At 59.9% G+C, this 26163-nt stretch carries 30 protein-coding genes; 14 read left to right on the top strand and 16 right to left on the bottom strand.

Annotated features, from left to right (window positions below; genetic code table 11):
* Positions 1 to 35 precede the first annotated feature (35 nt).
* The 6 genes from moaC to ACO08C_RS09590 all read right to left on the bottom strand — a co-directional run bounded on the left by moaC (position 36) and on the right by ACO08C_RS09590 (position 6572).
* Complete coding sequence (moaC, locus tag ACO08C_RS09615) at positions 36 to 524, bottom strand: cyclic pyranopterin monophosphate synthase MoaC (protein WP_421785229.1); 489 nt, start codon at positions 522 to 524, stop codon at positions 36 to 38.
* A complete protein-coding gene (locus tag ACO08C_RS09610) occupies positions 496 to 1188 on the bottom strand; it encodes a sulfite oxidase heme-binding subunit YedZ (protein WP_421785227.1) in 693 nt (230 codons plus the stop codon). The genes moaC and ACO08C_RS09610 overlap by 29 nt, the downstream gene beginning before the upstream one ends.
* Before the next feature lie 2 nt (positions 1189 to 1190).
* Positions 1191 to 2165 (bottom strand): protein-methionine-sulfoxide reductase catalytic subunit MsrP, encoded by a 975-nt coding sequence (gene msrP / locus ACO08C_RS09605; protein WP_421785225.1) that lies wholly within the window; start codon positions 2163 to 2165, stop codon positions 1191 to 1193.
* Between the two features lie 113 nt (positions 2166 to 2278).
* Entirely contained in the window at positions 2279 to 3505 is a 1227-nt protein-coding gene (locus tag ACO08C_RS09600; RefSeq protein ID WP_421785223.1) for an efflux RND transporter periplasmic adaptor subunit, read from the bottom strand.
* An 8-nt stretch (positions 3506 to 3513) separates the two neighbouring features.
* On the bottom strand, positions 3514 to 5877 hold the full coding sequence (locus ACO08C_RS09595) for an ABC transporter permease (protein WP_421785221.1): 2364 nt from the start codon (positions 5875 to 5877) through the stop codon (positions 3514 to 3516).
* A complete protein-coding gene (locus ACO08C_RS09590) occupies positions 5874 to 6572 on the bottom strand; it encodes an ABC transporter ATP-binding protein (protein ID WP_421788695.1) in 699 nt (232 codons plus the stop codon). Before ACO08C_RS09590 ends, ACO08C_RS09595 begins: the two co-directional genes overlap by 4 nt.
* A 185-nt stretch (positions 6573 to 6757) precedes the next feature.
* On the opposite strand from ACO08C_RS09590, the gene ACO08C_RS09585 reads away from it, so the two are divergent.
* Both ACO08C_RS09585 and bfr read left to right on the top strand, forming a co-directional pair.
* Positions 6758 to 6949: a (2Fe-2S)-binding protein gene (locus ACO08C_RS09585; RefSeq protein ID WP_421785219.1), complete on the top strand. Its 192-nt coding sequence runs from the start codon at positions 6758 to 6760 to the stop codon at positions 6947 to 6949.
* A gap of 91 nt (positions 6950 to 7040) precedes the next feature.
* Entirely contained in the window at positions 7041 to 7520 is a 480-nt protein-coding gene (bfr, locus tag ACO08C_RS09580) for a bacterioferritin (protein ID WP_421788693.1), read from the top strand.
* A gap of 3 nt (positions 7521 to 7523) precedes the next feature.
* On the opposite strand, the gene ACO08C_RS09575 is transcribed toward bfr, so the two are convergent.
* Positions 7524 to 8981: a serine hydrolase domain-containing protein gene (locus tag ACO08C_RS09575; RefSeq protein ID WP_421785217.1), complete on the bottom strand. Its 1458-nt coding sequence runs from the start codon at positions 8979 to 8981 to the stop codon at positions 7524 to 7526.
* A 100-nt stretch (positions 8982 to 9081) separates the two neighbouring features.
* Here ACO08C_RS09575 and ACO08C_RS09570 point away from each other — a divergent pair, with 100 nt between their 5' ends.
* Positions 9082 to 9672: a winged helix-turn-helix domain-containing protein gene (locus ACO08C_RS09570; RefSeq protein WP_421785215.1), complete on the top strand. Its 591-nt coding sequence runs from the start codon at positions 9082 to 9084 to the stop codon at positions 9670 to 9672.
* A gap of 1 nt (position 9673) precedes the next feature.
* Here the strand turns inward: ACO08C_RS09570 and ACO08C_RS09565 are convergent, their stop codons facing one another.
* Positions 9674 to 10792, bottom strand: a complete 1119-nt coding sequence (locus tag ACO08C_RS09565; RefSeq protein ID WP_421785213.1) for a THUMP domain-containing class I SAM-dependent RNA methyltransferase — start codon at positions 10790 to 10792, stop codon at positions 9674 to 9676.
* A 119-nt stretch (positions 10793 to 10911) separates the two neighbouring features.
* On the bottom strand, positions 10912 to 11859 hold the full coding sequence (locus ACO08C_RS09560) for a helix-turn-helix transcriptional regulator (RefSeq protein ID WP_421785211.1): 948 nt from the start codon (positions 11857 to 11859) through the stop codon (positions 10912 to 10914).
* Between the two features lie 289 nt (positions 11860 to 12148).
* On the opposite strand from ACO08C_RS09560, the gene ACO08C_RS09555 reads away from it, so the two are divergent.
* Positions 12149 to 15697 (top strand): S8 family peptidase, encoded by a 3549-nt coding sequence (locus tag ACO08C_RS09555; RefSeq protein ID WP_421785209.1) that lies wholly within the window; start codon positions 12149 to 12151, stop codon positions 15695 to 15697.
* 102 nt (positions 15698 to 15799) lie between these two features.
* Here ACO08C_RS09555 and ACO08C_RS09550 read toward each other — a convergent pair whose 3' ends face one another.
* Positions 15800 to 18055 carry a DVUA0089 family protein gene (locus tag ACO08C_RS09550; RefSeq protein WP_421785207.1) on the bottom strand — a complete coding sequence of 752 codons (2256 nt, stop codon included), beginning with the start codon at positions 18053 to 18055 and terminating at the stop codon, positions 15800 to 15802.
* Positions 18056 to 18235: 180 nt separating this feature from the next.
* On the opposite strand from ACO08C_RS09550, the gene ACO08C_RS09545 reads away from it, so the two are divergent.
* Entirely contained in the window at positions 18236 to 18598 is a 363-nt protein-coding gene (locus ACO08C_RS09545) for a hypothetical protein (protein ID WP_421785205.1), read from the top strand.
* 18 nt (positions 18599 to 18616) lie between these two features.
* Positions 18617 to 19156 (top strand): hypothetical protein, encoded by a 540-nt coding sequence (locus ACO08C_RS09540; RefSeq protein WP_421785203.1) that lies wholly within the window; start codon positions 18617 to 18619, stop codon positions 19154 to 19156.
* A 68-nt stretch (positions 19157 to 19224) separates the two neighbouring features.
* Here ACO08C_RS09540 and ACO08C_RS09535 read toward each other — a convergent pair whose 3' ends face one another.
* Both ACO08C_RS09535 and ACO08C_RS09530 read right to left on the bottom strand, forming a co-directional pair.
* A complete protein-coding gene (locus tag ACO08C_RS09535) occupies positions 19225 to 19416 on the bottom strand; it encodes a YqaE/Pmp3 family membrane protein (RefSeq protein ID WP_421785202.1) in 192 nt (63 codons plus the stop codon).
* Between the two features lie 42 nt (positions 19417 to 19458).
* The gene (locus tag ACO08C_RS09530) at positions 19459 to 19758 is read right to left on the bottom strand and encodes a hypothetical protein (protein WP_421785200.1); all 300 of its coding nucleotides are present in this window, start codon (positions 19756 to 19758) and stop codon (positions 19459 to 19461) included.
* Positions 19759 to 19817: 59 nt separating this feature from the next.
* Here ACO08C_RS09530 and ACO08C_RS09525 point away from each other — a divergent pair, with 59 nt between their 5' ends.
* From ACO08C_RS09525 to ACO08C_RS09515, 3 genes are read left to right on the top strand one after another with little or no spacing between them, the layout of a single operon-like run.
* Entirely contained in the window at positions 19818 to 20171 is a 354-nt protein-coding gene (locus ACO08C_RS09525) for a hypothetical protein (protein WP_421785198.1), read from the top strand.
* Between the two features lie 49 nt (positions 20172 to 20220).
* Entirely contained in the window at positions 20221 to 20532 is a 312-nt protein-coding gene (locus ACO08C_RS09520; protein ID WP_421785197.1) for a DUF883 family protein, read from the top strand.
* A 3-nt stretch (positions 20533 to 20535) separates the two neighbouring features.
* Positions 20536 to 20886: a hypothetical protein gene (locus ACO08C_RS09515; RefSeq protein ID WP_421785195.1), complete on the top strand. Its 351-nt coding sequence runs from the start codon at positions 20536 to 20538 to the stop codon at positions 20884 to 20886.
* Positions 20887 to 20908: 22 nt separating this feature from the next.
* Here ACO08C_RS09515 and ACO08C_RS09510 read toward each other — a convergent pair whose 3' ends face one another.
* On the bottom strand, positions 20909 to 21691 hold the full coding sequence (locus ACO08C_RS09510; RefSeq protein WP_421785193.1) for a response regulator: 783 nt from the start codon (positions 21689 to 21691) through the stop codon (positions 20909 to 20911).
* Positions 21692 to 21883: 192 nt separating this feature from the next.
* Between ACO08C_RS09510 and ACO08C_RS09505 the strand changes: the two genes are divergently transcribed.
* The 4 genes from ACO08C_RS09505 to ACO08C_RS09490 all read left to right on the top strand — a co-directional run bounded on the left by ACO08C_RS09505 (position 21884) and on the right by ACO08C_RS09490 (position 24596).
* Positions 21884 to 22087, top strand: coding sequence for a NepR family anti-sigma factor (locus tag ACO08C_RS09505; protein WP_421785192.1), 204 nt, complete (start codon positions 21884 to 21886; stop codon positions 22085 to 22087).
* Positions 22071 to 22679 (top strand): sigma-70 family RNA polymerase sigma factor, encoded by a 609-nt coding sequence (locus tag ACO08C_RS09500; protein WP_421785190.1) that lies wholly within the window; start codon positions 22071 to 22073, stop codon positions 22677 to 22679. The genes ACO08C_RS09505 and ACO08C_RS09500 overlap by 17 nt, the downstream gene beginning before the upstream one ends.
* Positions 22680 to 22740: 61 nt before the next feature.
* Positions 22741 to 24399, top strand: coding sequence for a sensor histidine kinase (locus ACO08C_RS09495; protein WP_421785188.1), 1659 nt, complete (start codon positions 22741 to 22743; stop codon positions 24397 to 24399).
* Between the two features lie 68 nt (positions 24400 to 24467).
* Positions 24468 to 24596 carry an entericidin A/B family lipoprotein gene (locus tag ACO08C_RS09490; RefSeq protein ID WP_421785186.1) on the top strand — a complete coding sequence of 43 codons (129 nt, stop codon included), beginning with the start codon at positions 24468 to 24470 and terminating at the stop codon, positions 24594 to 24596.
* 75 nt (positions 24597 to 24671) lie between these two features.
* On the opposite strand, the gene ACO08C_RS09485 is transcribed toward ACO08C_RS09490, so the two are convergent.
* From ACO08C_RS09485 to ACO08C_RS09475, 3 genes are read right to left on the bottom strand one after another with little or no spacing between them, the layout of a single operon-like run.
* Positions 24672 to 24821: a hypothetical protein gene (locus ACO08C_RS09485; protein ID WP_421785184.1), complete on the bottom strand. Its 150-nt coding sequence runs from the start codon at positions 24819 to 24821 to the stop codon at positions 24672 to 24674.
* A 40-nt stretch (positions 24822 to 24861) separates the two neighbouring features.
* Positions 24862 to 25035 (bottom strand): DUF1328 domain-containing protein, encoded by a 174-nt coding sequence (locus ACO08C_RS09480; protein WP_421785183.1) that lies wholly within the window; start codon positions 25033 to 25035, stop codon positions 24862 to 24864.
* 28 nt (positions 25036 to 25063) lie between these two features.
* Positions 25064 to 25702: a hypothetical protein gene (locus tag ACO08C_RS09475; RefSeq protein WP_421785182.1), complete on the bottom strand. Its 639-nt coding sequence runs from the start codon at positions 25700 to 25702 to the stop codon at positions 25064 to 25066.
* A gap of 130 nt (positions 25703 to 25832) precedes the next feature.
* Here ACO08C_RS09475 and ACO08C_RS09470 point away from each other — a divergent pair, with 130 nt between their 5' ends.
* Positions 25833 to 26006 (top strand): DUF1328 family protein, encoded by a 174-nt coding sequence (locus ACO08C_RS09470; protein WP_421785180.1) that lies wholly within the window; start codon positions 25833 to 25835, stop codon positions 26004 to 26006.
* The last annotated feature ends 157 nt before the right edge of the window (positions 26007 to 26163 follow it).

Here is a 26163-nt window from a genome sequence, read left to right as displayed (position 1 = left end):
GGAATGGCCGGACGGTCTACCCGCGAGCGGTGGCGCTACGAGTCCGGATCGCGCACATAGTCGCCCGAACGCCCGCCGCTTTTCTCGAGCAGCCGCACGGCGGAAATCGTCATCGTCTTGTCGAGCGCCTTGGCCATGTCGTAGAGGGTCAGTGCCGCGACCGAAACCGCCATCATCGCCTCCATCTCGACACCTGTCTTGCCGTCGCAACAGACTTCGGCATGGATATCGAATCCTGAGCCATCTTCGTCCGGCTCAATCGACACCTTGACCGAGGTAAGTGGCAGCGGATGGCAAAGCGGGATGAGGTCTGCCGTCCGCTTGGCCGCCAGGATGCCGGCCAGCTCGGCGGCATAAAGCGCATTGCCTTTCGGTCCCTGGCCGTCGCGTACCGCCCTGAATGCGGGTTCGGCCATCGAGATGTGCGCCCCGGCGAGAGCACGGCGTTGCGAGACCGGCTTGTCGCCGACCTCAACCATGCGCACCCGGCCCTCTCTATCCTGGTGCGTCAGTCGCTCGCTCATGGCTCATCCTTCCTGCCCTCCCCGTTGTTCGCGCTGTCTGTGGTACCAGACGCGTCCAGACCCGCCAGCCGAGGAGCCCGCCGAGGATGGCAGCATGTACCAGCGGGCCGGGTTGCAGGCCCTTCTCGGCGAAAAAGTGATGGATCACGGCCAAGATGGCAATGGCATAGACCGCCATGTGTAATCGCCGCCAGCGGACGGCTCCAAGCCGCCTGATCATTGAATTGAATGAGGTGACTGCAAGCGGAATAAGCAAAATCAGCGCCGCCATGCCGAAGGTGATGTAGGTGCGCTCTACGATGTCCTCCCACAACGCAGACAAGGAAAAGAACAGATCGGCGCCGAAATAGGCCAACAAGTGCAACAACGCATACCAGAAGGCCGCGAGCCCGATCCGCCGACGCACTTGCAGGACGGGCGCCCAGCCGGTGATGTCCCGGAAAGGCGAAACGGCGAGAGAAATCAGCAGGATGCGTAGCGCAGTCTGCCCAAGAAAATGGTGCGTTGCGGCCACCGGCTCGAAACCGAGACTGTGCGGCAAGCCCGCAAACAACAGCGCCCATTGTCCGGCGATCCACGCGAAGGGCAAAAGCAACACGATAAGCACCACCGGCTTCAGCCAGTGTTTCGAAAAACTGCGCAGAAAGGCCGAGCGCTGCGCCATGCCTAGTAGTTCTCGTTCAGATCCATGCCGGCATAGAGCGGCGCCACCTCATCATAGCCATTGAACATTTCGGTGTCGCGGCGCGCGAACGGGCCAGCACCGATGATGCGCTCGCTCGCCTGGCTCCACCGCGGATGCGCGCGGTTCGGATTGACGTTCGAATAGAAGCCATACTCGCGCGGTGCGGACTGTTTCCAGCTGGTTTCCGGCTCTTCCGAAACGAAGCTGATCCGGACGATCGACTTGATCGACTTGAAGCCATATTTCCACGGCACGACGAGCCGCATCGGCGCACCGTTCTGATTGGGCAGAACTTCGCCATAAAGCCCAACCGCCATCAGAGTGAGCGGATGCATGGCTTCGTCCATGCGCAGCCCTTCGCGATAGGGCCAGTCCAGCACCGGAAACCGTACACCGCGCATCTCGTCGCGATTGAGATAGGTTTCGAAAGCTACGTATCGGGCATCCGAGGTCGGCCGGAATTGCTCAAGAACCGAGCTCAGCGGCACGCCGATCCATGGGATGACCATCGACCAGGCTTCGACGCAGCGAAGCCGGTAGATGCGCTCTTCCAGTGCGTTGAAATCGATGATGTCCTCGATCGCGAAGGTGCCGGTACGTTCGGCATACCCAGTGATTTCGACCGACCAGGGATCGGTTGTCATCGCGCGCGCATAGCGCGCCGGGTCGGACTTGTTCACGCCGAACTCGTAGAAATTATTGTAACCGGTGACAGCGTCATAAGGCGTCAACTCGCCGTCCTCGACGGCATAAGCCGTTTCCCGGAAATTGAGCGGATCGCCGCTGGCCGGCCGGGCTGTGGTCTGCGCCTCGGCATTCGGCTGCGGCCCGGAGCAGGCCGCGGTCAGAGCGAACGCGCCACCGGCCGCCATGATCTTCCGGCGGTTAAGATAGAGGTGTCGCGGCGTCACGTCGTTTTCGGTGAGCGCCGCCGGCGGCTTCTTCCTGATAAGCATGACCGTCCCTTTGTGTCGTGCTGTTGTGGACCGAGACATAGCACGATGCCCCGCCAAGTCTTGGCCGCTGCGAAACTTGTGATCCGCCGTGAGCGTAAGAGAGTCCGGCGTGATCAGCGCGTGATCGGCTGCCGCGATGTCACCCTCACACCGTTCACGATTGCGGAAGACGGATACAAGACGACCCGGTCGCCTTCTTCGAGACCGTCTACTACATGAGCTTGCCGGCCATTATTACGGTCGACGGCAACATTGATCGGCTCGGCCCGGCCATTGTGCACGAGATAAACCGCCCAGTTCTCGCCGTCGCGAAAAAGGGCGCTGGAAGGAACGACCAACGCATCATCACGCTCCCATGTGATAATCTCGGTCACGACGCGGTAACCGTGCCCAAGTCCTTCGGGCCGTGCGGATGGGTCGGCAAACCGGATGATCGTGTTTACCCGCTGTTCCTCCACACCCAACGCGGAGTATTTTGTAAATCCCCAGGGTTCGACGCGCTCGACCACACCCTCAATCGCATCGCCCCCGCCCCAATCCGCGATCCGTACCCTCTGTCCAGGTCGAACTTGAACGGCGTCCGTCGAGAGAAGTTCGACCAGCACTTCGAGATCATTCTCAACATTTCCGATCTCGAGAATCGGCGTGCCGGCCGGCAAGGTGGTTTCGCTTTGTTGAATGACGCGCAATGTGTGGCCGGTCGCGGGCGCGTAAATAGGAATGTCATCGGCTGTCTGCGAAACCGTGCCTTCACTGCGATCGAAGTCCTGCAGCATCGTCCGCGCGTTTTCCAGTTCGGCCAGACGAACCGAAACGGCAGCATCCGCCGTGTCCAGCGCCGCGCTGGCCGAGCGGCGCTGGCGCAGGGCGCGATCGAGCGCCGCCTCGCTGGCGACACCTGAATCGCGCAAGGTTTGCTGGCGGACCAGCTCGCTGTCGGCAAGTTCAAGGTCGGCGACGGCCCGATTGCGCTCCGCCTGCGCGAGCCGCAAGGCAGCCTCCGCTGCGGACACACCGGCGCGCGCTTGTTCACGCGTGCGGACATCAAGAACGGCCGGATTTGAGGGCGCCATGTAAGCGACGACGTCTTCGCCGCGAATGACGGCGTCCCCCGGTTCGACCTCGACCCGCCGTAAGCGGCCGGAAACCGGCGTCGATACAACATAGGCGTCGTGCACGCGTGTACGGCCTTCTTCAACGATCGAATCTTCCATCGCGGTCCGCACGACAGTACCGATATCGACGGGAATCGGGCGAGGCCAGAACGCAAACGCCAATAACGCCGCGATAGCGACGAGGATGAAGCCAATAACCAGCGGCCGGGAATATTTCTTCAACATGGCTCCGATTATTCCCTTGATTTGAGCGCAAGGACCAGATTCGCCCCGTCGCTTTCGCGTTTTACTATCCAGCCGGAAAACACCGCGGCGGCAATTACGGCCAAGCCCGACAAGCCCAGGGCATCGGGCGCGAAGGCCACCGGAATCTGATAGAGGTCGGTACTAAATCCCTCCGCAATCGCAAATGCCAGTCCAAAGCCCGTCGCGGCCCCCAACGGCAATGCAATCAGAACCAGAATGCCCAGCTCGCCGAGCAACACAAAGGCGGCCTCGCCCTTCGTGAATCCAAGAACGCGTAAGCTGGCGAGATCATGGGCGCTCTCGGCGTATGCGATCCGCGCCGTATTGAAAACGATCCCGAAAGCAATCACCGCCGCGATCGCAGCCATCACAAACCGCATGGCACCGGCACCCCGGTCCATGATCGCTTGGAAGGCCGCGCGGGCATCTGCCTTGACCGAGAGCCCGGCGACCACCGGCATGGCATCCAGGGCGGCATAGATGTCCGCTGCATGGCGCGGATCAATCCGCAGATAGGCACCGGAAACGCGGTTGGGCTCGCCGAGCGCCGCATTCAGCGCATCAAAGTCCATATAGGCGGGCGACCCGAGCAAAGCGTCGGCAATCCCGGCGACAGGGATCTGCAGCATGGGCCGCCGGCCTTCGCGAACATCGACGACCAGCGTTTCACCGGCATCAATCCGAAGGATGTCCGCGAGCGCGGGTGTCAGCATAATTCCCTCGGATGGCAAGGTTAGCCTTTGGCCTTCAGCGTCCAATGCGCGATAGAGTTCCGCCTCGGGGGTTATCGCTGTGAGGCCGCCGCGATGACTATGAACACCATTTCGCAGGACCACGGCAGCGCTGCGCGTGGGCTCAACCTCGATCACCCCTTCGATTCGCGCCATCGCATGTAGCGCGCGCTCAGACAGCGGTTCAGCGAAGCTGACGAGCATGTCGCTGCGGTCAATCACGCTGAATGAGGTTTCGATGGTCTCATCGAACCCCGACATGATTGTGAGCATCCCGCCGGCTAACGCCATTCCAGCCGCGATCCCGGCGACCGCACCCGTAGCGCGCCCCGGATGCCGGACAAGGCGGCGGATGACCATTCGGGTCGGCTGATCGAGCAGCTGAACCAGCCCGCCTGCGAACGACCGGCTGCGGCTGTAGTCGACAGGGGCCGGCGGTCGCATCGCTACCGCCGGCGACAGGGCGAAGATCTGCCGCAAGGCAAACAGGCCGCCCAGGGAAGCCGCGCCAATGCTGGCAAACAGCGCGATGACGAAGCTGGCGGGCGCGATCTCAAAGACCAGAAAAGGAAATTTGTAGTACTGGACGTAAATTCCAACCATGCTCGCGCCGGCCGCTAGCCCAAGCAGGCAGCCAAGCACGGCACCGCTTGCCGAAATGATTAGGATTAGCTTGAAGTAATGCGTCGTCACCTCGGCATCGGTGTAACCGAACGCCTTGACGAGACCGATCTGCTGACGCTCGGCCTGTAGCAGTCGTGAGAAAACAATGTTCAAAAGGAACGCCGCCACGGCAAGGAAAATCGGTGGCACCGCCGCCGCCGATGCCCGCAGCCCGTTAATTTCCTCCATGATGAAGCGGTTCGAAAACTGGTCTTCGAGACCATACGCTCCAATCGCCCCATATTCGTCCAAAATGCGATCTGCTGCGGCCACAACACGCGGCAGATCCTCCGCCTGACCGATCGCCAGCAAGGCTTCGTTGAACGCGCCGTCAAGATCGTACGCGGCTTCCATCGCGGACCGGCTCATCCAGATGACGCCGAACCGCGCATCGTCCGGCACGAGTTCGCCGGGTGCCGAGGTATAGAGAAATTCCGGCGACTGCGCGATTCCGACAATACGAAAGCTGCGCCGGCTGCCGTGCATGGTTGCCGAGAATCGATCACCGGCTTGCAGCCCGTGGGCGTCTGCAAAGCTCTTCAGCAAGAGCACCTCGTTTGAACGCCGGCGGTCAATCCATCGGCCCGAAGCCAGATAAACGTCGTTGAGCCGGGGTTCACCGAAATCAGGCAGCGAAACCGCACGGGCTTGCACCGGCAAGTCCGAGCTGGCGACGTCAATCAATGCGCGGCCGACGATCCGTCCTTCGACGGCAGAGACACCGTCGATTTCTGCCAAAACGGTCAGAACGCTTTCCGGCGCCCGCACCACCGGCGCAAACACGTCGGCCAGCCGGTAACGTTCGTAATAGGCCCGGCGTGTTTCCTCCAGCGAACTGACCAGACCCGACATCATGACCAGTAGCATCACCCCCACCGCCACGACCAACCCGATTGCCACGGCCTGGGTCTTCATGCGCCAGAGATCACGGAACAGCTTGGTATCCAGCGGACTCACCAGTGAATCTCCGCGGGCGATACCTTGGATTCATTAATCACCGTTTCGCGGATCCTTCCGTCCGCAAAATGAATGACCCGATCCGCCATTTGCGCTGTGGCGGCAGCGTGGGTGACGATCATTACCGTCGCACCAAGCGTCTCATTCACATCCTTGAGCACGCTCAACACAGTCCGGCCGGTCGTGGAATCAAGCGCGCCGGTTGGCTCATCGCAGAATAGTACGGTCGGATTTTTGGCTACGGCGCGTGCGATGGCGACGCGCTGTTGCTCGCCACCTGAAAGCTCCGACGGAAAATGGTCCGCCCGTTCGCTCAAGCCAACCAGCGCCAACGCCTCATCCGCGTCCATCGGGTCGCTGGCGACTTCGGTGACCAGTTCCACATTCTCTCGCGCGGTAAGGCTGGGCATCAGATTGTAGAACTGGAAAACGAATCCGACATGATCACGCCGGTAGCGTGTCAGCTGCCCGTCGCTCATCGCCGTCAATTCGCGATCCTGGAACCAGGCATCACCCCCACTCGCACGGTCCAGCCCGCCGATAATGTTCAGCAGTGTCGACTTTCCGGAGCCCGAGGGCCCGAGCAGAACAACGAATTCACCTTCGGGAATCTCAAGGTCGACACCGCGCAATGCATGGACGGCCGTTTCGCCTTCGCCGTAGACCTTGGTGAGTGCATTTGTCCTGAAGGCCATCCCGGCCACGTCGGCATCGTCCTCTCGGCGGAGCTGCAATTCGGGCGGGGAGAGTGTCGTGCCAATTCCGCCGCCTGACAATCCTTCTGCTCGCCCGCCTCCAATTACATGCGACGCATTCGCAAAGTGGTTGACAATCATTTGCAACTAGCGCATGGAGATTTCGTAGACGGGTTTAGAACGACATGTACATCTGCATCTGCAACGCCCTGCGTGATCGCGAACTGGCCGAGGCGGCTGCCCAGCCCGGCGTACGCAATGCGGCTTGTGTGTTCAAAGCCTGCCAGTCGCGTCCGAAATGCGGAAACTGCGTCCCCGATATCGACGAGATGATCGCAAGCAACCAGTCGACGCCGGCCCTGCTCGCGGCTGAGTAACTGCAACGCATTTCCGATTGCAAACATCGCCATGGCCAGACCATGGCGAACAGAATACGTATAGATGATCGACAAGATTCAGGAGGCCGCGATGAAGGGCGATCCCAAGGTCATCGAATATCTCAATGGTGCACTCAAAATGGAGCTCGCCGCGGTCAACCAGTATTTCCTGCATGCGCGGATGTTTCGCGACTGGGGATTCCATCGTATCGCCGAGGAAGAATACGAGGAATCGATCGACGAAATGAAACATGCCGATGCGCTGATTGAGCGCATCTTGTTTCTCAATGGCCTGCCGAACGTTCAGGACATTGCAAAAATCTATATCGGCGAGACCGTCAAGGAATGTCTGGAGTGCGACCTAAAGATCGAGCACCGCGCGCACCCGTATTACGTGGAAGCCATCGCCTATTGCGAGGAAGCTCAGGACTACGTCACACGCCAGCTGTTCACCGACATCCTGAAGTCCGAGGAAGATCATGTGGACTGGCTGGAAACCCAGCTTTCGATCATCGAGAAGATCGGTGAACAGCGCTACATGCAGTCCCAGCTCGGCAAGGACGAAGACTAACCGCTAGATACCGTCGATCGCGAGCCCGTTCATGACCGGGCCGTCCGCGCCGGGCGCAAATCCGATCATGAGTTGCAACAGCGGCATGTCCGCACCACCGACGATCAGTCGCATTTCCTGTGGGCCCGGATCGAACATGAAGACCTGTGCGTCGGCCATGTCAGCATGCATTCGCTCGAACATTTCGACATGCTGCTCCATCGGCGCAAAGGCCTGAAACGCGGGACTCGTTCTGGCTGTAATGAATGACTGCCAATCCGCCGGCTGCGGCGAGCGGATAGCCGCCAGAAATGACTGCGCCAGTCGACCTTCAGGTGTATCCGGCAGGTCGATCGGCGAATCGAAATCAATGGCGGGTGGCGCGGAGATTTCGATCTGCTGACCGAACACAGCTGCCGTCAGGACTTCCACGGCTGCGTCGGGATCGACACCGCGCGAATTCGACGTCGCGAAAATGACAGCCTGTGCATCCGCTAGCACGCGCCAATGATTGGAAAAATGCGGATTGCCGCCATTGTGCCAGAAAAACTCGCCATAGAGCGGGTGATTTTCCACGACGATTCCATAGCCGTAATAGCTCTGCGCGCCCTCGCCTTCCCTCAAATAAGGCTGGACCTGAACATTGAAGGTCTCGGCCCAGTCATCCGGTGGATTCAGGACGGTGCTGCCAAGGATCATCAGGTCGAGCGGCGTCGACAGCATTCCGCCATTGCCGATCAGATGCCAATGCGCCCGGCCCCCGCCCCAGCTCGCATCGGTCACGCTTTCTCCGGATTGCGTGCGGACACCGCGGGCGGGCGCTACAGCGCGCTCATAGCCGGTATCGGCGAGCCCAAGCGGCGCCAGCACCGAGTCTCTCAAGTATTGCTCGTACGGCTCGCCGGTCACCTGCTCTATGATTGCCGCTATCAACGAAAAACCGACATTGGAGTAGGCATACTGTTCGCCCGGCGCGAACATCAATTCGCTAGCCAGCGCCTGTTCGACGAAGGCGTCCCGTTCAATCGGCGCATGGTCATCGCCGATTGCCGGCGGAAATCCGGCGCTGTGGGTCATCAGCTGGTGCAAGGCGATATCCCGCTTGTCAGCCGGGACATTGCTAAACCAGTCGGAAAGCGTCGATTGGGGATCGAGCCGGCCTTCGGCAATCAGCCGCGAGGCGGCTAGGCCGGTCAGCATCTTCGCGATGGATCCGATATCCGTCTGGGTGACCAGGCTGTACGGCACACCGCTGACCGGATCGGCAGGTCCGAGCGAGGCGGCAAACACGACCTCTCCGTTCACGGCAACGCTGACATGCCCATCAAATCCGGCTTCATCCAGCCGCTCTGTGGCTTCCGCCAAGGCGGCTTGCAAGGGTTGGTCCGCCAACGGACCAGCGCGGTCCTGCCAGGCGACGGCCATAGGTGTGCTCAGGACCAGGCTTGCACTCATGGCCATCATCCCTGTCCAATTCGTCATTTGATCCCTCCAGATGGCTGGTTTTCAATTTCGGGTGCCTCGGATTAGCGGCCGCAAGCCTTGGGGTCCTGACCGAAAAGGTGTCGAAAGGAATGCAAACATGCCGGATAGCGCCCATGCCCAGAAACGCCCCGGCGGCTATCGCATCGCCGGCCGCACATACATTCCAGCACGCGGCCTGATCCGGACGGAACGCGGCACCGCCCGGCTCGAGCCTCGCCTCTCTCGCCTGCTCGACCTGTTTATCGCCGCGCCTGGCCGGGAGCTTTACCGCGGTGACATTCTCGATGCCGTCTGGCCGGAGCAGGGCTCCGATGAAGCGCTGACCCAGGCCGTCTCGCGGCTCCGCCGCCATCTCGGTCATGAAGCGATCCGAACGCTGCCACGCATCGGCTACGTCTTCACGGCCCAGGCCGATCCCGTTGAAGTCGATGTCGACACACTCGCTCCGCCGACAGGGAACTGGCATTCCTGGCGTCGGCTCTTGTCGCGGCACCGGGCCGGCGCCGGTTTCGCAGCCGGCCTTGCCGCAGGGCTGGCAATGGCGGTTCTCGCCGCGCCTCTCCTGTTCACGAAGCAGATCGAGATCGAGGAAACAATTGCGGCGCCGGGAGAGGATGTCCGCATCGTCCGTACATCAGCCGCTTGCTCGCTGCTTATCTCCGATTGCGAAGCGGGCCCCGATAACTGACTTAGCCGCTCAGGGCCGCCGTCCGATGGAGCCGGATCTTGATCCCGCTATGATCGATCACCGGCCCGGGTTTCTGGAAGGGAAGCCGAGTCGCGCGCGCTAAAGCCTCATCGCTGGTGATCAATCCGACGCGCCAGCCCGCGAAATGCGTCCGAAGCGTCTCGCCGAGCGCATGATAAACCGGATAAAGCGCTTTCCGGTTGCCAATTCGCGCACCATAGGGCGGATTGACCATCACCAGGCCGGCAGGACCGTCGGGCGGCCGCGCCTCGCGCACATCTGCCTGTGAAAAGCGCACAAATTCCACCACGCCGGCACGATCGGCATTCGCCCGTGCTGCGGTGATCGCACCAGCATCGCGATCCGATCCGGCGAACACGAAATCAGGGCGGCGGTCTTTTCTGTCGGCCTTGATCGCGGACCAGGCATCGGCGTCGAAAGACGGAAGCTGCTCGAAGGCGAAAGACCGCCCCCGACCGGGTGCCAGTCCAGCCGCCATTTCGGCGGCTTCGATCACAAAGGTGCCGGATCCGCACATCGGATCGTAAACCGGCTCCGCTCCGCGAAATCCGCAAGCACGCAAAAGCAATGACGCCATGGTCTCGCGCATCGGTGCCTTCACTACCGCCTGTTTGAAGCCACGCCGGTGCAATAGTTCACCCGATGTATCCAGGCTGATAGTGCAGATATTATTGAGAACCCGGATCTGAATTCGCAAACCTGTGTCGCCGTTCAATTGGCCACCTATGGCATCAAGCGCCGCGCGTTCGACTCGCTCTGCGACCGCCTTGGCGTGATAGAGGCGTGATTTCCGGCAGTGCGCCACAAACCGGCAGGCCGCGCCCTTCGGCAACCAATGCGCCCAGTCGATCTTGCGCGCCGTCTTGTCGAGCTGGGACAGATGCACACACGGGAAGGACGAAATTTGAACCAGAACGCGCGACGCCCCGCGCAACAGATAATTTGCCCGCCAAGCATCGGTCCACTGCGCGGAAAACGCCACACCGCCAGGTACGACACGCGCCTTTGCAAGGCCAAGCTCACGTACTTCGGCAAGCAATGCCGCTTCCAAGCCGGGCGGAACCGGTAAATGAAAATCGTGCATGGCGGAAGCGGTCATCAATGGGTTCCAAGCCAAAACTGCGGGGTCGGTTTGCTATCGCGAACCGCTTCCAGCGTCATTTAATTGCGCATGCCCACGTATAATCCGCGTAACGTAGCAAATGATAGAAGGACGGATTATTGACTGATCGACCGCAGCCACAACTCATATCGCCGGTCGGTCGGCGCGTTCGTCGACGACATGTCTGCTAGGCTTCCGTGCGCCTCAAACACCTGCCGCGCTTCGGACGGGCTCATGCCGAATTCCTTGCGGAACGAACGGCTGAAATGGGCGTCCGAATGAAATCCGCATTGCGCCGCGATTTCGCCGAGCTTGCGGGTACCCGCCTCTGCGCTGGGGCGTGCAATCGCCCTAAGTGCACGGCGGAGCTTGACCAAACGAATGAAGCTGGCGACGCCACCGAAAGGTTCGAAGGATCGGTAGAGGGTTGCGCGCGAACAAGGCAGGGCATCCAGCAATGACGCTGTATCGACCGTTTCACTAGCCGCTATGCGGCTTTGGATGATCTCCCTCGCGCGAAGCAGCAGCGCATTCCGATGTGCTTGAGCCCCACCATCTCGGCGCACCTCACCGCTATAGCACTCAGCAATCAAATCTATCGCCGCCCGGGTCGAGAAGGCTGCCTCCTGGACGTCCATGGATGTCAGGTTCTTCTGGAGGTCGAGAATCATGTGCGACGTTAGTGCAGCCAACCCGCTGGTACCTTCCAGCACTTTGAGATGAATGGACGAAGGCTGTACGCCGCGCGCGGATAGTTCGGCCCGCGGAAAAATGATCGAGATGAGATCAAACTCGGAATTGATGTTGCTGACCGGCTGCGTCAGATCAAATCCGATCAACGCGTAGCGGGGCGCAAGACACCCGGCTTCATCAGATTTGCGAACACCGCCGCGCGTGAAAACCTGGAACATCACGCTGTCGAGTCCGTCGCGATAACTCCGAAGCGCGTCGCGATCGAATTGCTGGTGTCCGGACGTCACCCTTGAAATCATGGTATTTTCGATAAGCGCACTGTCCAGTCGGGCTTCGTATCCGTCGCGATCCACCGGCTGCCCGTCTGTCACTTCGAAAATTACGCTAATACTGTCCTTCCACAGCGCATATTGTCCGCGTCGGTCTGCGTTGCGCGTATCGAACACAGAGAGTTCGATCGTATTCGCTTTATGTGCCGCGATGCCCCCGCCTCACTCTGCTCAGCTTTTGTCTAACGACTTCGGGGTCGCCGTGAGACAAATGCGCAAACCTCCCTAATGATTTGAGACGTTAAGGCTAACGGCGAGACCGGCCAACCCCTAAACTTACGAACCTGTTTAACTTTCCGGCATGCCCGGAAGGAGTCGCTAGGGGGGAATGATGTTTGGACATTTTAATGTGTTGTTGATCGCAGCGGCCGCTGCGCTGAGCGGGAACGCAGTTTGGGCGCAAGCACCGATTATGCTGTCGGCTGAAGCCGAAGCGCAACTTCAAGACAGTGCCATTCCCATCATTGTCCACCTCACGCCTCCCGGTATCAGCCTGGAGGAAGCGTCTCAATCCGACGCGAGTCTGTCAGCCCGGACTGCAGCCATTCACAGCGCTCAGGAAGCCGTCATTCAGCAAGCCTTCAACACCAGCATTGAAGACCTCCAGCGCGAACGTGATGCGCTTGCCAACAGGATTGCGCGCGATCGGGCCGATCAGCCGGAAAGCCCGCCATCTGGCTTGATGTTGACCCGGCGATTTGATCTCACCCCGGCAATCGCCTTGTCCGCAACCCGCGAGCAAATCGAAAGCCTGGCCGCCCTGCCGAATGTTGTGGCCATTGTCGAGGACCGGCAAAATGAGACCTTCATGGACGAGTCCCTGCCCCTCGTCGGCGCCACCCTGCTGCATGGTGAGGGATTGACCGGCGAAGGCACGGCTGTTGCCGTATTGGACACAGGCACCGATCACGAACACCCCATGTTCGATGGTGCAATTGTCGCTTCTGCGTGTTTTTCATCTTACACGGTCAACACCACATCGCGTTGCCCGAACGGTCAGGCCGTCGAAATCGGTCCGGGTGCTGGCGATGCCTGCGAATGGTGCACCGTCCGCGACAGCCATGGCACGCACGTGGCCGGCACGGTCGCGGGCCGCGATTATACCTACACAGGCGATGATGCCGTCGAGCGCACGATACGCGGCATGGCACCGGATGCCGGCATTGTCGCGATCAACGTTTTCAGCCTCTTCTTGCCGCGGAACAAGCTGACCGCGCTCGACAGCGATTTGCTGGCGGCGCTGGAGTGGGTTTACCTCAATCGCGAGATCGAAATCGACGGTGGCGGCACGGTGCGCGTTGTCGCCGCAAACATGAGCCTCGGTGGAAGCCGGCATTTCGATTTCTGCCCACTGGAAACGCCAGACGGGTTGGCCCTTCAACCCATCATCTCGCTGCTCCGCTCGTCAGGTGTTGCGACGGTTATTGCGTCGGGCAATGACGGGCTGAACGATTCGATCGCTTATCCGGCCTGCATCCAGGAAGCGATCACCGTCGGCGCCACGGACCGCAATGACGAGGTCACCGGCTTTTCGAATTCGGCGATGACCATCGATCTTCTGGCACCCGGGGCGGATATCCGGTCCGCGGTCGAGGTCGGCACTAATGCAACCGGCGTCGAAGCATTCTCGGGCACGTCCATGGCCACGCCGCACGTTTCCGGCGCCTTTGCCCTGCTGGCAGCCGCGCATCCGCAGGCGAGTGTCAATGACATTGAAACAGCGTTGCGGTTAACCGGCCGGCCGATAACCGATCCGGACAATTCGGTCGTCCGCTCGCGTATCAACGTCGCCAACGCGCATGAATACCTGTCCGAGATTGCCGCCGCCAACGGACCGCTCGCCCTCTCGCCGAGGACCGATTATTTCGCGTCGGTCGATCTCAACCGGCCGGAACAGCCGGACGTCGTCACCTATACGATCACGAACGAAGGCACGGAGCCGATGTCGGTGGACATCTGGGCGGAAGATATCGATGCCATCACATTTGGCGGTGGCGTCAGGGCCTTCTCGGTCGATCTTGATCCCGGAAACAGCGCGCCCATTAATATCGAAGTCGATCTGGCAGCCGTCTCTTTGGGCGAGCAGCGGGGCCAGGTAACGATCGAAGCCGAATGGGCTAGTGGCGAACAGGAGTACGATATTGTTGCCCGCATCATGGGTTATGCGGGCCCGCCGCCGACGGAGCGGCCGGTCAACGACAATTTCGCCAATGCGCTCGTGCTGCGTGACAATTTTCAGTCGATTGAATCAACAACCTTCGGCGCCACCAGCCAGATCGGCGAACCCGCGCATGATGGCGAAGATGCCGAAACAACGGTTTGGTATGTGATGACGTTCCAGCGCGACGGAACCGTCAGACTTGGCGCATCCGGTCGATTGGGCCGCAACACGTTGGCGACCTATCGCGGCACCTCGATTGCGGCACTCGAAGCCATAGCGTCAAACTCGGAAACCAATGAAGACGTGTTCCTGGACATCACCGGCAATGAAGGCGAAACCGTATACCTCGCTTTCGACTACTCGCCGCCGGAAAACACCATGGGCGGACAGGAACGCGATCCGTTCTCGCTGCTCGTAATCCCACTGGCCGGTGCTTATGACGCCTTTGCCGAAGCGCTTACGCTTGACGCGCCGTCAGGCCGGGCCTTGGTCAGTTTCTCTGGTTCAACGCGTGAAATCGGCGAGCCTGACGCCTCGCCGATCGTAACAAGTGGCTCGCTTTGGTTGTTCTCGGACGGCGAGCCGGGCGATCAGTTAAGCTTGGTCTTCGAACAATTGCTCGCATCTGTATTCGTGACCGCGTTTACCGGCACCGGGTTGGACAATCTCGTGGAGGGTGACAGACAGTCAGCGGACACGTTCAACGAAGCGGAGCCGCTGATCTTCGACATTCCCGAGGGTGGGCTTTGGCTCCGGCTTGAGTCCATCGCATCGAATTCTTCCGATCCACTCCTCCAGGGTGAAGCCCTGATACGCTGGCAAATCGGCAGCGACCCGGCCGAGGCGAACGTTCGCACCGCCGTGGCTCCCATGGTCCGTTCGATCCGGTTCGGCGATTTCTCGTCTGCCTTGCTGGCAGCATCCGTTGGCGGAACCGTCGATGCCATCGATTGCGGCGTTCTCCCGCCGCTGAGTGCACGCGGCGTCTTTACATTTATGCCGCTTACGCCGGAATCCGGCAGTGCTGAAGACTCCGTCGATATTGCGGCCGGACAGTCCCAGATATTTGCGTTCGGCGGCACTATAAGCGGCGGCCAGGAAGCCGTTGGTCTGGAAGGCACGGTGATCGTCCCGATGCTGGCGAGCTGCGCCAATGGGTCGGCCAGCCAGGCCACGCAGCTCAACGCGGTTTTGATAACGCTGAGCGACCAGCCCGTCGCTGACATTGTCGCCGTTTCAGCCGCCACAAGCGGTAATGTGGTTGAAGTCCCGCAAGACGGCGCCACACGATTCTCTGTTGCGGCGAGTAATCTCGGCGCCATATCCGGCCCGGTATACATGGTGCCCTTTGCCACGAATTCCGTGCACGCCTTCGACTTGGCAACGGCGATTTCGGATGCAGCATTGGCGGCAATTCAGGGATTCGGCGGCTTCCCCACATTGCCGTTGAATCTCTCAATTTGTCATACCGACCCGGATGACGGCACCTGTGATAGTTCGTTTGACGCTTCGCAGTCCTTTTCCAGCTTCTCGACGAGCGGGCCAGCGACGTTCGCCATTCGCGTTGAAAGCCAGGGCGAAGCCATCGGGTTTTCGCCCGGCGAAAACCGCGTCGGTCTCGCCTTCATCGAAGTGCCGTCGCTGAATCCGGCCGAGGTCGACTCCATGCGGTTGATCGGTGCCACCTCGATAGCGGTGAGGACGGTGCCGGCGGAATAGGCCATACCCCGGCGCAAAAAGGACGTCCTGCGGATCCGCAGGACGTCCTTCTCTTTTCCGGCAAACCGGCGGAAGGCGCCAGCCGCGCCCCGTTAGCCTACGCTACAAATCACCTTCTGATGTCTCCTGTGGCGCCTCGAAATGCCGGGCATCGAAACGGTAAGCCACCGGTGAAACGGTGCCCGTCATTGGCCGGATGTCGAGGCTGTAACCAACTCCACTGCAGTCGCCGGGCGCGCTGGGCATGGCGCGGTTGAACACCATCAGCCACATCTCGTTGTAAGCGCCGGTATCTATGCCGCCGGATCGGCCCAGCGGCACGATATCGACATTCTCGTCAGTGACGCCCATGGCCATCACTTCCAGCCCATCATCGCCATCAATCGAGATTTCCAATGCGCCGTCGAGGTCAAGCTCGATATAGTTGGCACCAAGTTGTTCGAGCCCGCCCTTCGACTGCCAGGGTCCGGTATCGGAGATCGAGGCGCGGGGCGCCACCGTCACGTTGAAATGCGGGGCAAGATTGTAATCACGGGCGAAATTCTGGGCGCGCCAACGCTGGATGACATCCGGGATTGAAGTGCCTGCCTGCCGCAGCGGGGCGGCCATGGTCTCGAATCCTTCATTCGCGACGCTGCTCTCCCAGAACCGCACAATCATGTCATTGCCATGAACATCCGCGATCGACTGCAACAGCGTCCATTGCGAATAATTGAAGCCGCCATCCGTTGTCGTCCAGCACGTGTGGGGTGAACGAAAATCGGTTTCGACATAGTCGGTGGCATCCTGATCGGCACCGACCGTCACGGTTTCGATCCACGACGCCGTCGACTCGTACAGCCAGCCCAGCTCTTCCTCGGCATCGTAACCGTATTGGACGATATGATTGAATTCGTGCGTCGCCGTCGCCCGCATCAGGCTGTGCGGGGAGGCTTCCTTGCCCAGTCCGAGAAAATCGTTCTCGACGAGGAAGATCGCGCGCGCCGCCTCGGTTTCGCGGACATCGGCTGTGTTGGGATTGTCGAACACGACTTCCACAGGATATGCAACTCCCAGCGAGCCGCCGGCATCGGCGATGAACACGCGATACAGCCCGTCATCGTCTCGGATCGGTTCCGACCAACCCATTTGCCCGATCTGAATGTCGTAGATTTCTTGAAGCGCAATGCCAACGGATTCAGCATATTCGCGCGACGACTCATCATCGCCTTCCAAAGTGTAGTGCACGAGGAAATCGTTTGTCTGAAGGGTCTGGACTTCGCCGCTCAGCGTGATCACGCGTTCCCGCAATTCCTGCAGGAGATCGACAATATCCGGTTCGACAAATGACAGGATGAGCGCGAATTCGCCGCTTGTCTGGCTTCCCTGATACCGGCTCATTTCCAGCGTATAGGTACCCGATTGCAAAGCAGTGTAGGCAATGGCGGAATTGAGCGAACCGTCGCCCCGGTCATCATTGACAGCCACCGGGTGTCCATCGGGAGCCGACAGTCGCAGCAACGTGTCCAGATCGCCGCTTATTGCGTCCGCATAGGCATACAGCGTCTGACCTTCCTCCAACGGGACCGGATAGCTCCGACTCGGCTGGTCATTGCCGATGCGGCCGCTGTGCTCAGCAAACTGTTGTCCCTCGATCGAACTGAAATCGAAGGGCACTTCGGCATTCGGATCGATAGCCAGCGATATCACCAGATCACCGGTCTCATTTCCGGCAAAAGACCCGATCTCGACCATATACCGGCCTGCCTGATCGGCCTGAAACACGATTTGTGAGTTCAGCGTACCATCGCCGCGATCATCGTTCTGACTGACCACCATCCCGTCGGGGCCGGTCAGCGACAACACCGTATCCAAACCGCCGGTGAGGGCGAACGTCGTGGCAACCAGGATATCGTCAGATACGAGGTCAACGGTCAGACGCTCTGTCGGTGCCGAAGCGCTCAGCGCCACGATATCTTCTGTCACAGTGCGCGCGGCCGACGACAGGCCGAAATCAACACCCTCCTCAATGTTGAGTTCGAACGCGCCGGTCGAACCGCCATATCCGGTAACCGACACGGTGTAGCGGCCTGTGGCCGTCGCCTGCACGACGATTTGCGACTGCAGCGTGCCAGGCGACATGTCGTCATTCTCTGCCAGGACGCGACCATCCGGTCCGGTCAATGTCAGGATCGTATCGAAATTCTCGTCCGAGGATGTCGTCAGCGTGACGATATCGCCGGTCTCAAGCATGAGCGGGAAGTCCACCCGCGGACGCGCGTCAGTCACTTCGCCGGCCAAGGCATCATCTGCCTGATCTTGTGCGGCGGCGCACCCTGCCATGAAAGCCAGTCCGGCCAATACCGTTGCGTAGCGCATCCCTGCCCCCCCCTTGTCTGCCGCTGCGCCGAATGCCCGCGGTCCGGCGACAGGCTTAGACGCAACGCGTCAGGGCAGCAAGCAACGCCGCAGCGAAGCCTGCCAGACCAATCCCTGCGGAACCGGATCGGCGTCATCGCGTTTCCTAAGCATGCACGACGCCTCATTCGGGAGGAAGAAATGAGAACTGTCCTATCCGCCTCGGTGGCTGCAATGGCATTCGCCCTGCCGGCGTGCGCCATGGATACGGCCGGTGCCTCGAATGTGATGGCAATCGCCGATATCGACGATCTCTATGCGCGGCTCGGCGAACCGTCCCGCATGGAGATCCTTGCCGATGGCCGCAGCGTGTTGACCTGGGAGTCGGCCCGCAACGCGCCGCTGCCCGACCCGGCACAGGAGTTCTCGACCGAGCCCGTACAGGGATGCTTCTTGCGTGTCGTTATCGCGGCCGACAACACGATCGACGATCAGCGGATTCATTCAGCGCCCGGCGCCGTGCAGTGCGAGTATTTCGACGCGTTGAATACGCCGCGGGAATAAACGAACCGGAGACCGACCTTGACGATTTCATCGCTCATTCTCGCCGCCGCATTGCAGTCGCAGCCGGCGCTCGACTCCGGGCTCAGCCATTTCGCCGTCAACTGGTCCTACGCCAACCGCTCCGAATCCGTATTCGGTCTTGAAACAGAATACTGGCAGGCCGAGCCGACCACCCGCACAGCACAGAATCGACTACAACGCCTGGCACGCCCCCAGCCCCTGCCCCGCTCGGAAGCATTGGATGTCAGCCAGCTGGGCTTGAGCTTCGAATTTCATCCCACTGGCCGCGCTGTGCCCGATAGCGCGGGTTGGCGTTTCGTTGTCGGGTTTGAGAACGAACGTCTCGAGATAAGCCCGGGCGCGACGGGCGCAGCTCTCTTGTACCGGGGTGGAAGTGTCTCCGTGGCCGACGGTTACGCCGGCATGGCGACGCCGGTCGGCGATCGGGCGCTGGTCACGCTCGGCTATGTCCGTCAGGAGCGCACGGCCTTCGCAGCCGCTCGCGAATGGTCTGATGACAGCCACTTCCTCGGCATGACCTATCAGCTAAGCTGGTGACACGACCGGGCCCAAAGAAAAACGCCCCACCTCCCGGCGGGGCGTTTCAGCTTGGTCGGCGAGACTGCCTATCGGCGCAGAATGATCCAGACGGCGTGAATAATACCCGGAATATAGCCGAGGAGGGTCAGGATCAGGTTGATCCAGAAATGCACGCCCAGTCCGACCTGCAAGAAAACGCCTAGCGGCGGCAGCAGAATTGCCAGCAATATCCGGATGATGTCCTTGGTTCCCTCGTTCGATGGGGTGTGCGTGGTCACGTCTCACTCTCCGTAGTTGACTTCAAAAAGGGAACGCGGCCTTCAGGACTTCGTTCCCTGCCCGTCGTCTTTTCGCCTCGCCCAGCGATAGACCCCCCATGCATTGATGGCGCTGAGCGCAAAATTCTGCGCCGCGATCGCCGGATCCGATTCGAGAAGCCCGGTCACCACCCAAGTCGCGGATGACGACAGAAAGAGCGCGAATGCCGCGACCATCCATTTGCGGTCCGGCCGATGCGCGACGGTGAATGCGGCGACGATACCGCTGATCGCCGCATACCAGCGCCCCAGCGTGATCCAGTTTTCCATGTTCAGGTCCATGCCGGATGAAACGGTGAGCATCCCGAACTGTTCCGCGCGCACTGTTGGAACCAATCGATCGAACTGGCGATTTATTTGTCATGAAGTTCGTCGAAAAAATACGGACCGCCCGGCAGCGCCGGATAAAGCGACTGCGGGCGACCATCGGCGCCGGCCTGTTGGCCATCACCGGCATCTTGCTGACCGTCACACCCGTACCATTCGGCGCACCCGTCTTCGCAAGCGGGGTGGCCATGCTCTCCGCAGCCGATCGCCGTGTCCGGCGAACCGTTATGGGTCTGCGCGAACGCTACAGCCTGCTCAACATTTCCTTGCGAACGCTGGCGGCCCGGCTGCCCCATCAAAGCCAGAAACTGCTCCGGCTGACGGATCCGGGCACCTACCGGAAACATCTGCGTGATCTGACCCAGGGAAAATCTGCACCCGATAAATGAAACCAGACGCGGTTTCAGACGTTCCAATACCAAGCAAAGGAGGCACGAAATGCCACGTACCAAGTCGAGCACGACCGCGAAGACCGCCCGCAAAGAGGTTGAAAACTCTGCCGAGGATATTGCCGACGATCTGAAAGCGTTGCGCGAAGACGTCGATTCGCTGATTGCCCATATCGGGTCCTACGCGAAGTCGGAAACCAAGGCGGGTGTCGAAACCGTCAAGGATACGCGTGACGCCACACTGCGCGAAGGCGAACGCTTGGTCGAACAAGGTCGCGACTACATTCGCGACAATCCGCTGGTGGCGTGCGCCGCCGCCCTTGGAGCGGGCTTCATCGCCGCGACGATCGCCCGGCGCTAAGCCATGCGAACCCTTCTGGTCATACTGGCAGTGGCCAGCGGCCTTGTTGCCGCTGGCTTCGGCCTGACCGCGCTGTTCATGGCGCTTGCAGCCGAATACGGTGCCATCGCCGCCGCGGCGGCTGTCTCACTTTTCCTGCTCACATTGATGGGCGCGGCTCTCATTGCCGAGCGGATCATCGCCCGCCGCGAGCAGAAACGCCAACCCGACAGCCCGGTCTCAGCGCTGCGCATGGCGGTCGAGAACAACCCGGTTGGAACCCTGAGCGCGCTCGCCGGGCTGAGCTTCATCGTCGCCAGACAGCCCGCGCTCGCTGCACGAGCGGCCAAACACCTGGCGACACTTCTGATCTAAAATCGCAGACGTGGCGGGTCGGTCAGGCGAAAAACAGTGCCTGACCGATCGCGGCCTTCACGGTTTCAGGCCGGAAAGGCTTGGTAATCAGGTAGGTCGGCTCAGGCCGCTCGCCTGTCAGCAGCCGCTCCGGGAAGGCGGTGATGAAGATCACCGGACAAGCGTGGGACTGCATGATGTCCTGGACCGCGTCGATGCCCGAGCTGTCATCGGCAAGCTGAATATCGGCAAGGATCAGTCCAGGATTGGTATCCAGCGCGCCTTTGACCGCTTCATCGCGGGTCCGCGCCATGCCGATCACATTGTGCCCCAAGCTTTCGGCCGTCGCTTTCAGATCCGCCGCGATAATCGGCTCATCTTCAATGATGAAGACATCTGTCTTCGTCATTTTCTGAATGTCGTTGAGGGCTTCCTTGACCGATTTTTTGATTTCTTCGGGTTCCGTCGAAAGCACCTGGGCCGCATCGCGTTCGCTGAAGCCTTCCATTGTGGTCAGCAACAGCGCCGCACGCGATTTGGGCGGGATACGCGTCAGACGTGGCGTAATGTTGTCGGACATGGCGTCGTCCGCACTGTCCGTTCCCCGGTCTTCGACCAACGCAACACTGGTGGACCAAACGGCGCAAAAAACTCGGTAAAGCGCAGTTCGGGGCTCCAGCACACTGTCGAGCACCGAGCGATCTTCGATAAGCGCCTGCAAGGTGCTGCGGACGCAGGCATCGCCGGACTCTTGCGATCCGGTCAGGGCGCGACCGAAGCGCCGCAAATATGGCAGATGCGGTGCAATCTTTTCAGCTTGGCTCATTGGAAATTGCCCGTCCGATCCCGTTAATGGTTCCTAAGAAAACGTTGAAGTACCGTAACGGTTCCACAACAGCGGCGTTTTATGTACTTTTTCTGGGGTCACATTGGAACCAATTTCCGCGGCGATTGTTATTACGATTGAATTCGTGATTTAATCCATGGCACTCGCCCGCAAACAGCCGGTAACTAACCCATGACGCGTAGCAAGAAGAAATTGAAGGAATCGGCGGACGGCAAAGGCGTCGTCCGGGGCACCGATTCTGCCAAGATCATCGGGAACCGGCTGCGTCAGATTTACGACGATGTGGCGAATGAGCCTTTACCGGATGAGTTCATCGATTTGTTGAGCAAGCTCGATGACGACGGGGAAGGTGAGAAAAATGCCGAGCAACAGTAAAGCTGAGGCGTCCCCGAAATCGCCGGAATTCATCAAGCAGCTCACGGAGCTGACCCCGCATCTGCGCGCCTTTGCGCACAGCCTGTGCAAAGACCCGGTTGAGGCCGACGATTTGGCGCAGGAAAGCCTCGTCAAAGCATGGAAAGCCCGCGACAGCTTCCAAGAAGGCTCAAACCTCAAAGCCTGGGTCTTTCAGATCCTGCGCAACCACTTTTATTCGGAACGGCGCAAACTCTGGCGTAAATCCGAGACGTCTGCAGAAATCGCCGACAACATGATGCCCATGAATGAAGGTCAATCCGCGGCGCTGGATTTGGCGGATCTGCGCTCCGCCCTCAAATCGCTGCCGGACGAACAACGCGAAGCCCTTATCCTCGTCGGCGCAGGCGGATTTTCTTACGATGAAGCCGCTGAGATATGCGGTTGCGCTTTGGGCACGATCAAAAGCCGCGTAAATCGCGCTCGAATTGCCCTCGCGGAATTGATCGAAAGCGGCGCAGCAAGCGGAAACAGGAAATCCGGCAAGGACGCCATGTCGGCAGCCGACGACATCATCGCCGAGGCCCAGTCACTGGCCGCCGAGCATGGCTGAGACCGAAGGCGAGACGAAGCGCCTTCTGGGCCTTCGGGTTCGCCTCATGGCGATTATCGGATTGGCGCTGGCGCCGGTATTTGCCCTTGCGGCCGTGCAGACATTCATTGAAGCGCGGGAGCAGAGTCAGGCCCGCCGTACGGAACTTATTTCCACGCTTAGACTGTTCGCCCACGATCAGGCGATGCTGATCGGCGGCGTCCGTGATCTGATGGAAGCCGTGCGTGAAGTACCGGTTATTGTGGACAACCCAGCCGAGTGCGATGCGTTTCTGTCGCGTCTCAATGCGACCGACAACGCCTACACAAATATCGCAATTGTGAATTCTGACGGCACGACGCGGTGTTCGGGAATGCCGGTGCCGGACGGTCTCAATGTGGCAAACACCGACTGGTTCCGTGCGGTGATGCGGGGCGACGTTTTCAGCATCGGCCGGGCGCGTATTGGTCCTGTCAGCAATCAAGGCGTTCTTGTTTTGGCGATCCCCGTTGATGACAGCCCGGACCCGGACGGCATCATCGTCACCGGCGTCAGCATTTCCTTGCTTGAGCAGCTGGGGTTGCAAGCGCGCGAAGACACGGGTCATCTGGCTGGGATCGTCGATCGATCCGGGCGGGTACTGACCCAGCGTCAGCACCTAGAAGTCAATAATGTCGATCTCGAGTATCTCAGGCAGGCGGCGGAATCAGGCCACATCATATTTGAAACTGAGAGTTTGACCGGAGCCACTCAAACACTCGCCTTGGGCCAGGTCATCGACGACGACGTATTCGTATTGATTGCTCAACCCGCCATCCCGTTTTTCGCGTGGCAAAACATAAACATCACCGCCTCGATCGTGCTGCCCATCCTGATGTGGCTCCTATCGCTTGTCGTGATCTGGATTGCTTCGGATTTCCTCGTCCTGAGATGGCTCCGATATATCCGGCGATTTGCACGGCTTTACGGAATGGGGCGCTATGATCTCTTTCCGGAACGCGCTTCTAAAGCGCCGGCGGAAATCCGCGAGCTCGCCGACTCGCTTAAATGGATGGCGACGCGCATCAGGGAACGTGACGAGGAATTACAGGAATCGATCGATCAGAAACAGATGCTGATCCGCGAAGTCCACCATCGCGTGAAAAACAATCTTCAGATCATCACCAGCCTCATCAATTTGCAGCTGGGTCGATTGCGCGACGGGGAGTCCGGCCGCGCATTGCGCGAAGCGCAATCACGGATCAATGCGCTCGCGATGATCCACCGCAATCTCTACGAGGCCGAAAACCTGACCCGGATCGAGATATCGCCCTTTATTAAAGAACTCGCAGATCTCACACATGAGGCATCGACCGGTGAAATCTTCCGCGTGGATCTCGCATTCCATACGGAACTGGATGATGAACAGCTCACCACCGACCAGGCCGTACCGCTCTCAATGTTCATCACCGAAGCCATGACCAACGCTTACAAACACGCGTTTACCGATGACACGGACGGTCAGGTTATCAGCGTGGTATTGCTGAAAGACAAAATGGAGGACGGCAGCCCGGCCATTTGCGTGACCGTCGCAGACAATGGCCCCGGCCTCGACGAGACGAATACCTATCGCGGCGTCGGCACCTCTTTATTTGATGCTTTTGCCATCCAACTCGATGGAAAGGTTGAGCGCGGCAATGACAAATCCGGCGGCGCGTTTGCGTCAATCACATTCCCGGTCGAACCAGTGGAAGACGATTAGACGGTGTGCGGGAACCGGCGCGTTGCCAACGGCGTTTAGCTCCTGTCGCAGTCAAATTGGAGACCCCTATGAAGAAGTTTCTCACAATCGCCGCAACTATGCTGTTTGCGATGTCACTGACCGCCTGCAACACCATCCGTGGCGCTGGCCAGGACGTCGAAGAAGCTGGCGAGACCATTCAGGACGCCGCCGACTAGGCCGTCACGATCACCTGATAAAGAAAACCCCGCCTCGATTGAGGCGGGTTTTTTTGTACTAGCTGTGAGCCGGTTTTAGCCTTCGGCTTCTTCGGCCGTATCTTCCAACTCCTCGACTGCATCGTCGAGATCTTCGCCGGCTTCTTCCAGCGGGCCGTCCTCTTCACAGGCGGCCAAGACAAGCGCGGCAATCGGTGCGACACCGAAAACAAGCAAGCGTTTCATTTGGTTTTCCTTTCTGATTGTCTTGATCTGGCGGGCGCCACTAAACCCGTCGGCCGCCGGAGAACAGGCGTACGACAAGCGACGCCAAAAACAGGAGAATGAAGACGACGAACAGGATCTGAGCGACGCCTGCGAACGTGGCTGACAGTCCGCCGAAACCGAAGACGGCAGCGGCGACGGCCAGAAGGAAAAAGAGAAGTGCCCATCCAAGCATGATTGGCTCCTTTAATTAGCTCCAGGGGTTAGGCGGAAGTGGGGGTCACAAGGCGCACAGCCTGTTCCCGTACAGACCAGCGAACCTGCTCCGCTGGAATTTCGGTGCGGACAACGCGGCGGAATAATCCTTGGCGTTGTACGAGAATAATCTGGTCAAGCTCGCCATTTGGCGCGTACTCGAAATCAACGACGCGGCCCATCGTACGGCCATTGGCGGCTTGGACGCTGCTGCCATGAAGGCGGGCCGGCGAAACGCGCTCAATGTCGATACCATTGGACGTGCGCTCCAGACGCTCATCCTCCGCGGCCCATTCGGCAAGCCGGGCAACTTCGGCATCAGCTAAGATCAGGCCGGTATCGGAATCGAAAGCGAAGCGCTCGGCCGGCTGGGTCAGCGTGAAGCTTTCGTCGAACATGCCGGTGTTCCAGCGGATCCGCAGGGCTTCGATTTGACCATTATCATCCAAATAGAAGCGTTCGATCGACCCAGTGGCATCGCCAAGCGCGCTGGCAGCGCGGGCTGTGAACAAGTCATCCACCGCAACTTCGTCTAGGCCGACGAGGTAGTCGGGATTAACGTGGAAGTGTTCGGGAGCATCAGCGCCGGTTGTCGCAAACGCGCCGGTAAAGATGGCTGCCACCCCGATCATCAATGTCTTGCGCATCGTCATTCCTCCGAATTCGGAGAAAGCAACGCGGCATTCCCGATTCGGTTCCGCAAAACGGTACCGTCAAATATGGAACGTTCGCGGGCACGGACCGTTTCTTTGCCATGTCAAACGAAAGGAGTGCGACATGTTCGGTTATATGCTCGTCTTTGCCATCGCAGCGATTATCGCGGCTTATTTCGGGTTCTTCGCCTTGGCGGGTACCGCTGCCCTGATCGCGAAAGTCCTTTTCTTCATCGCAATCGTGCTGATCATTTTCAGAGGCGTACAAGAAGCGGCGAGAGGCCGGCCTCCGGTCTAGCGGAAAAAGATGCGGGACGCCGGGAACCGGATCAGAGTCTCGGCGTTCTACTCCACGACCCGGCTGCCGGAGCGCATTTCCCTCCCCACTGTCCCCCTGCGCTTGTCCGGTAGCCGGGTACATCCCTCAGTTACGAAACCCACTGGCGCGCCTCGGC

The organism is Hyphobacterium sp. (genome assembly GCF_965229905.1).
In the GTDB taxonomy this organism is placed as follows: domain Bacteria; phylum Pseudomonadota; class Alphaproteobacteria; order Caulobacterales; family Maricaulaceae; genus Hyphobacterium.
This window is presented reverse-complemented; position numbering and strand designations above follow the sequence as displayed.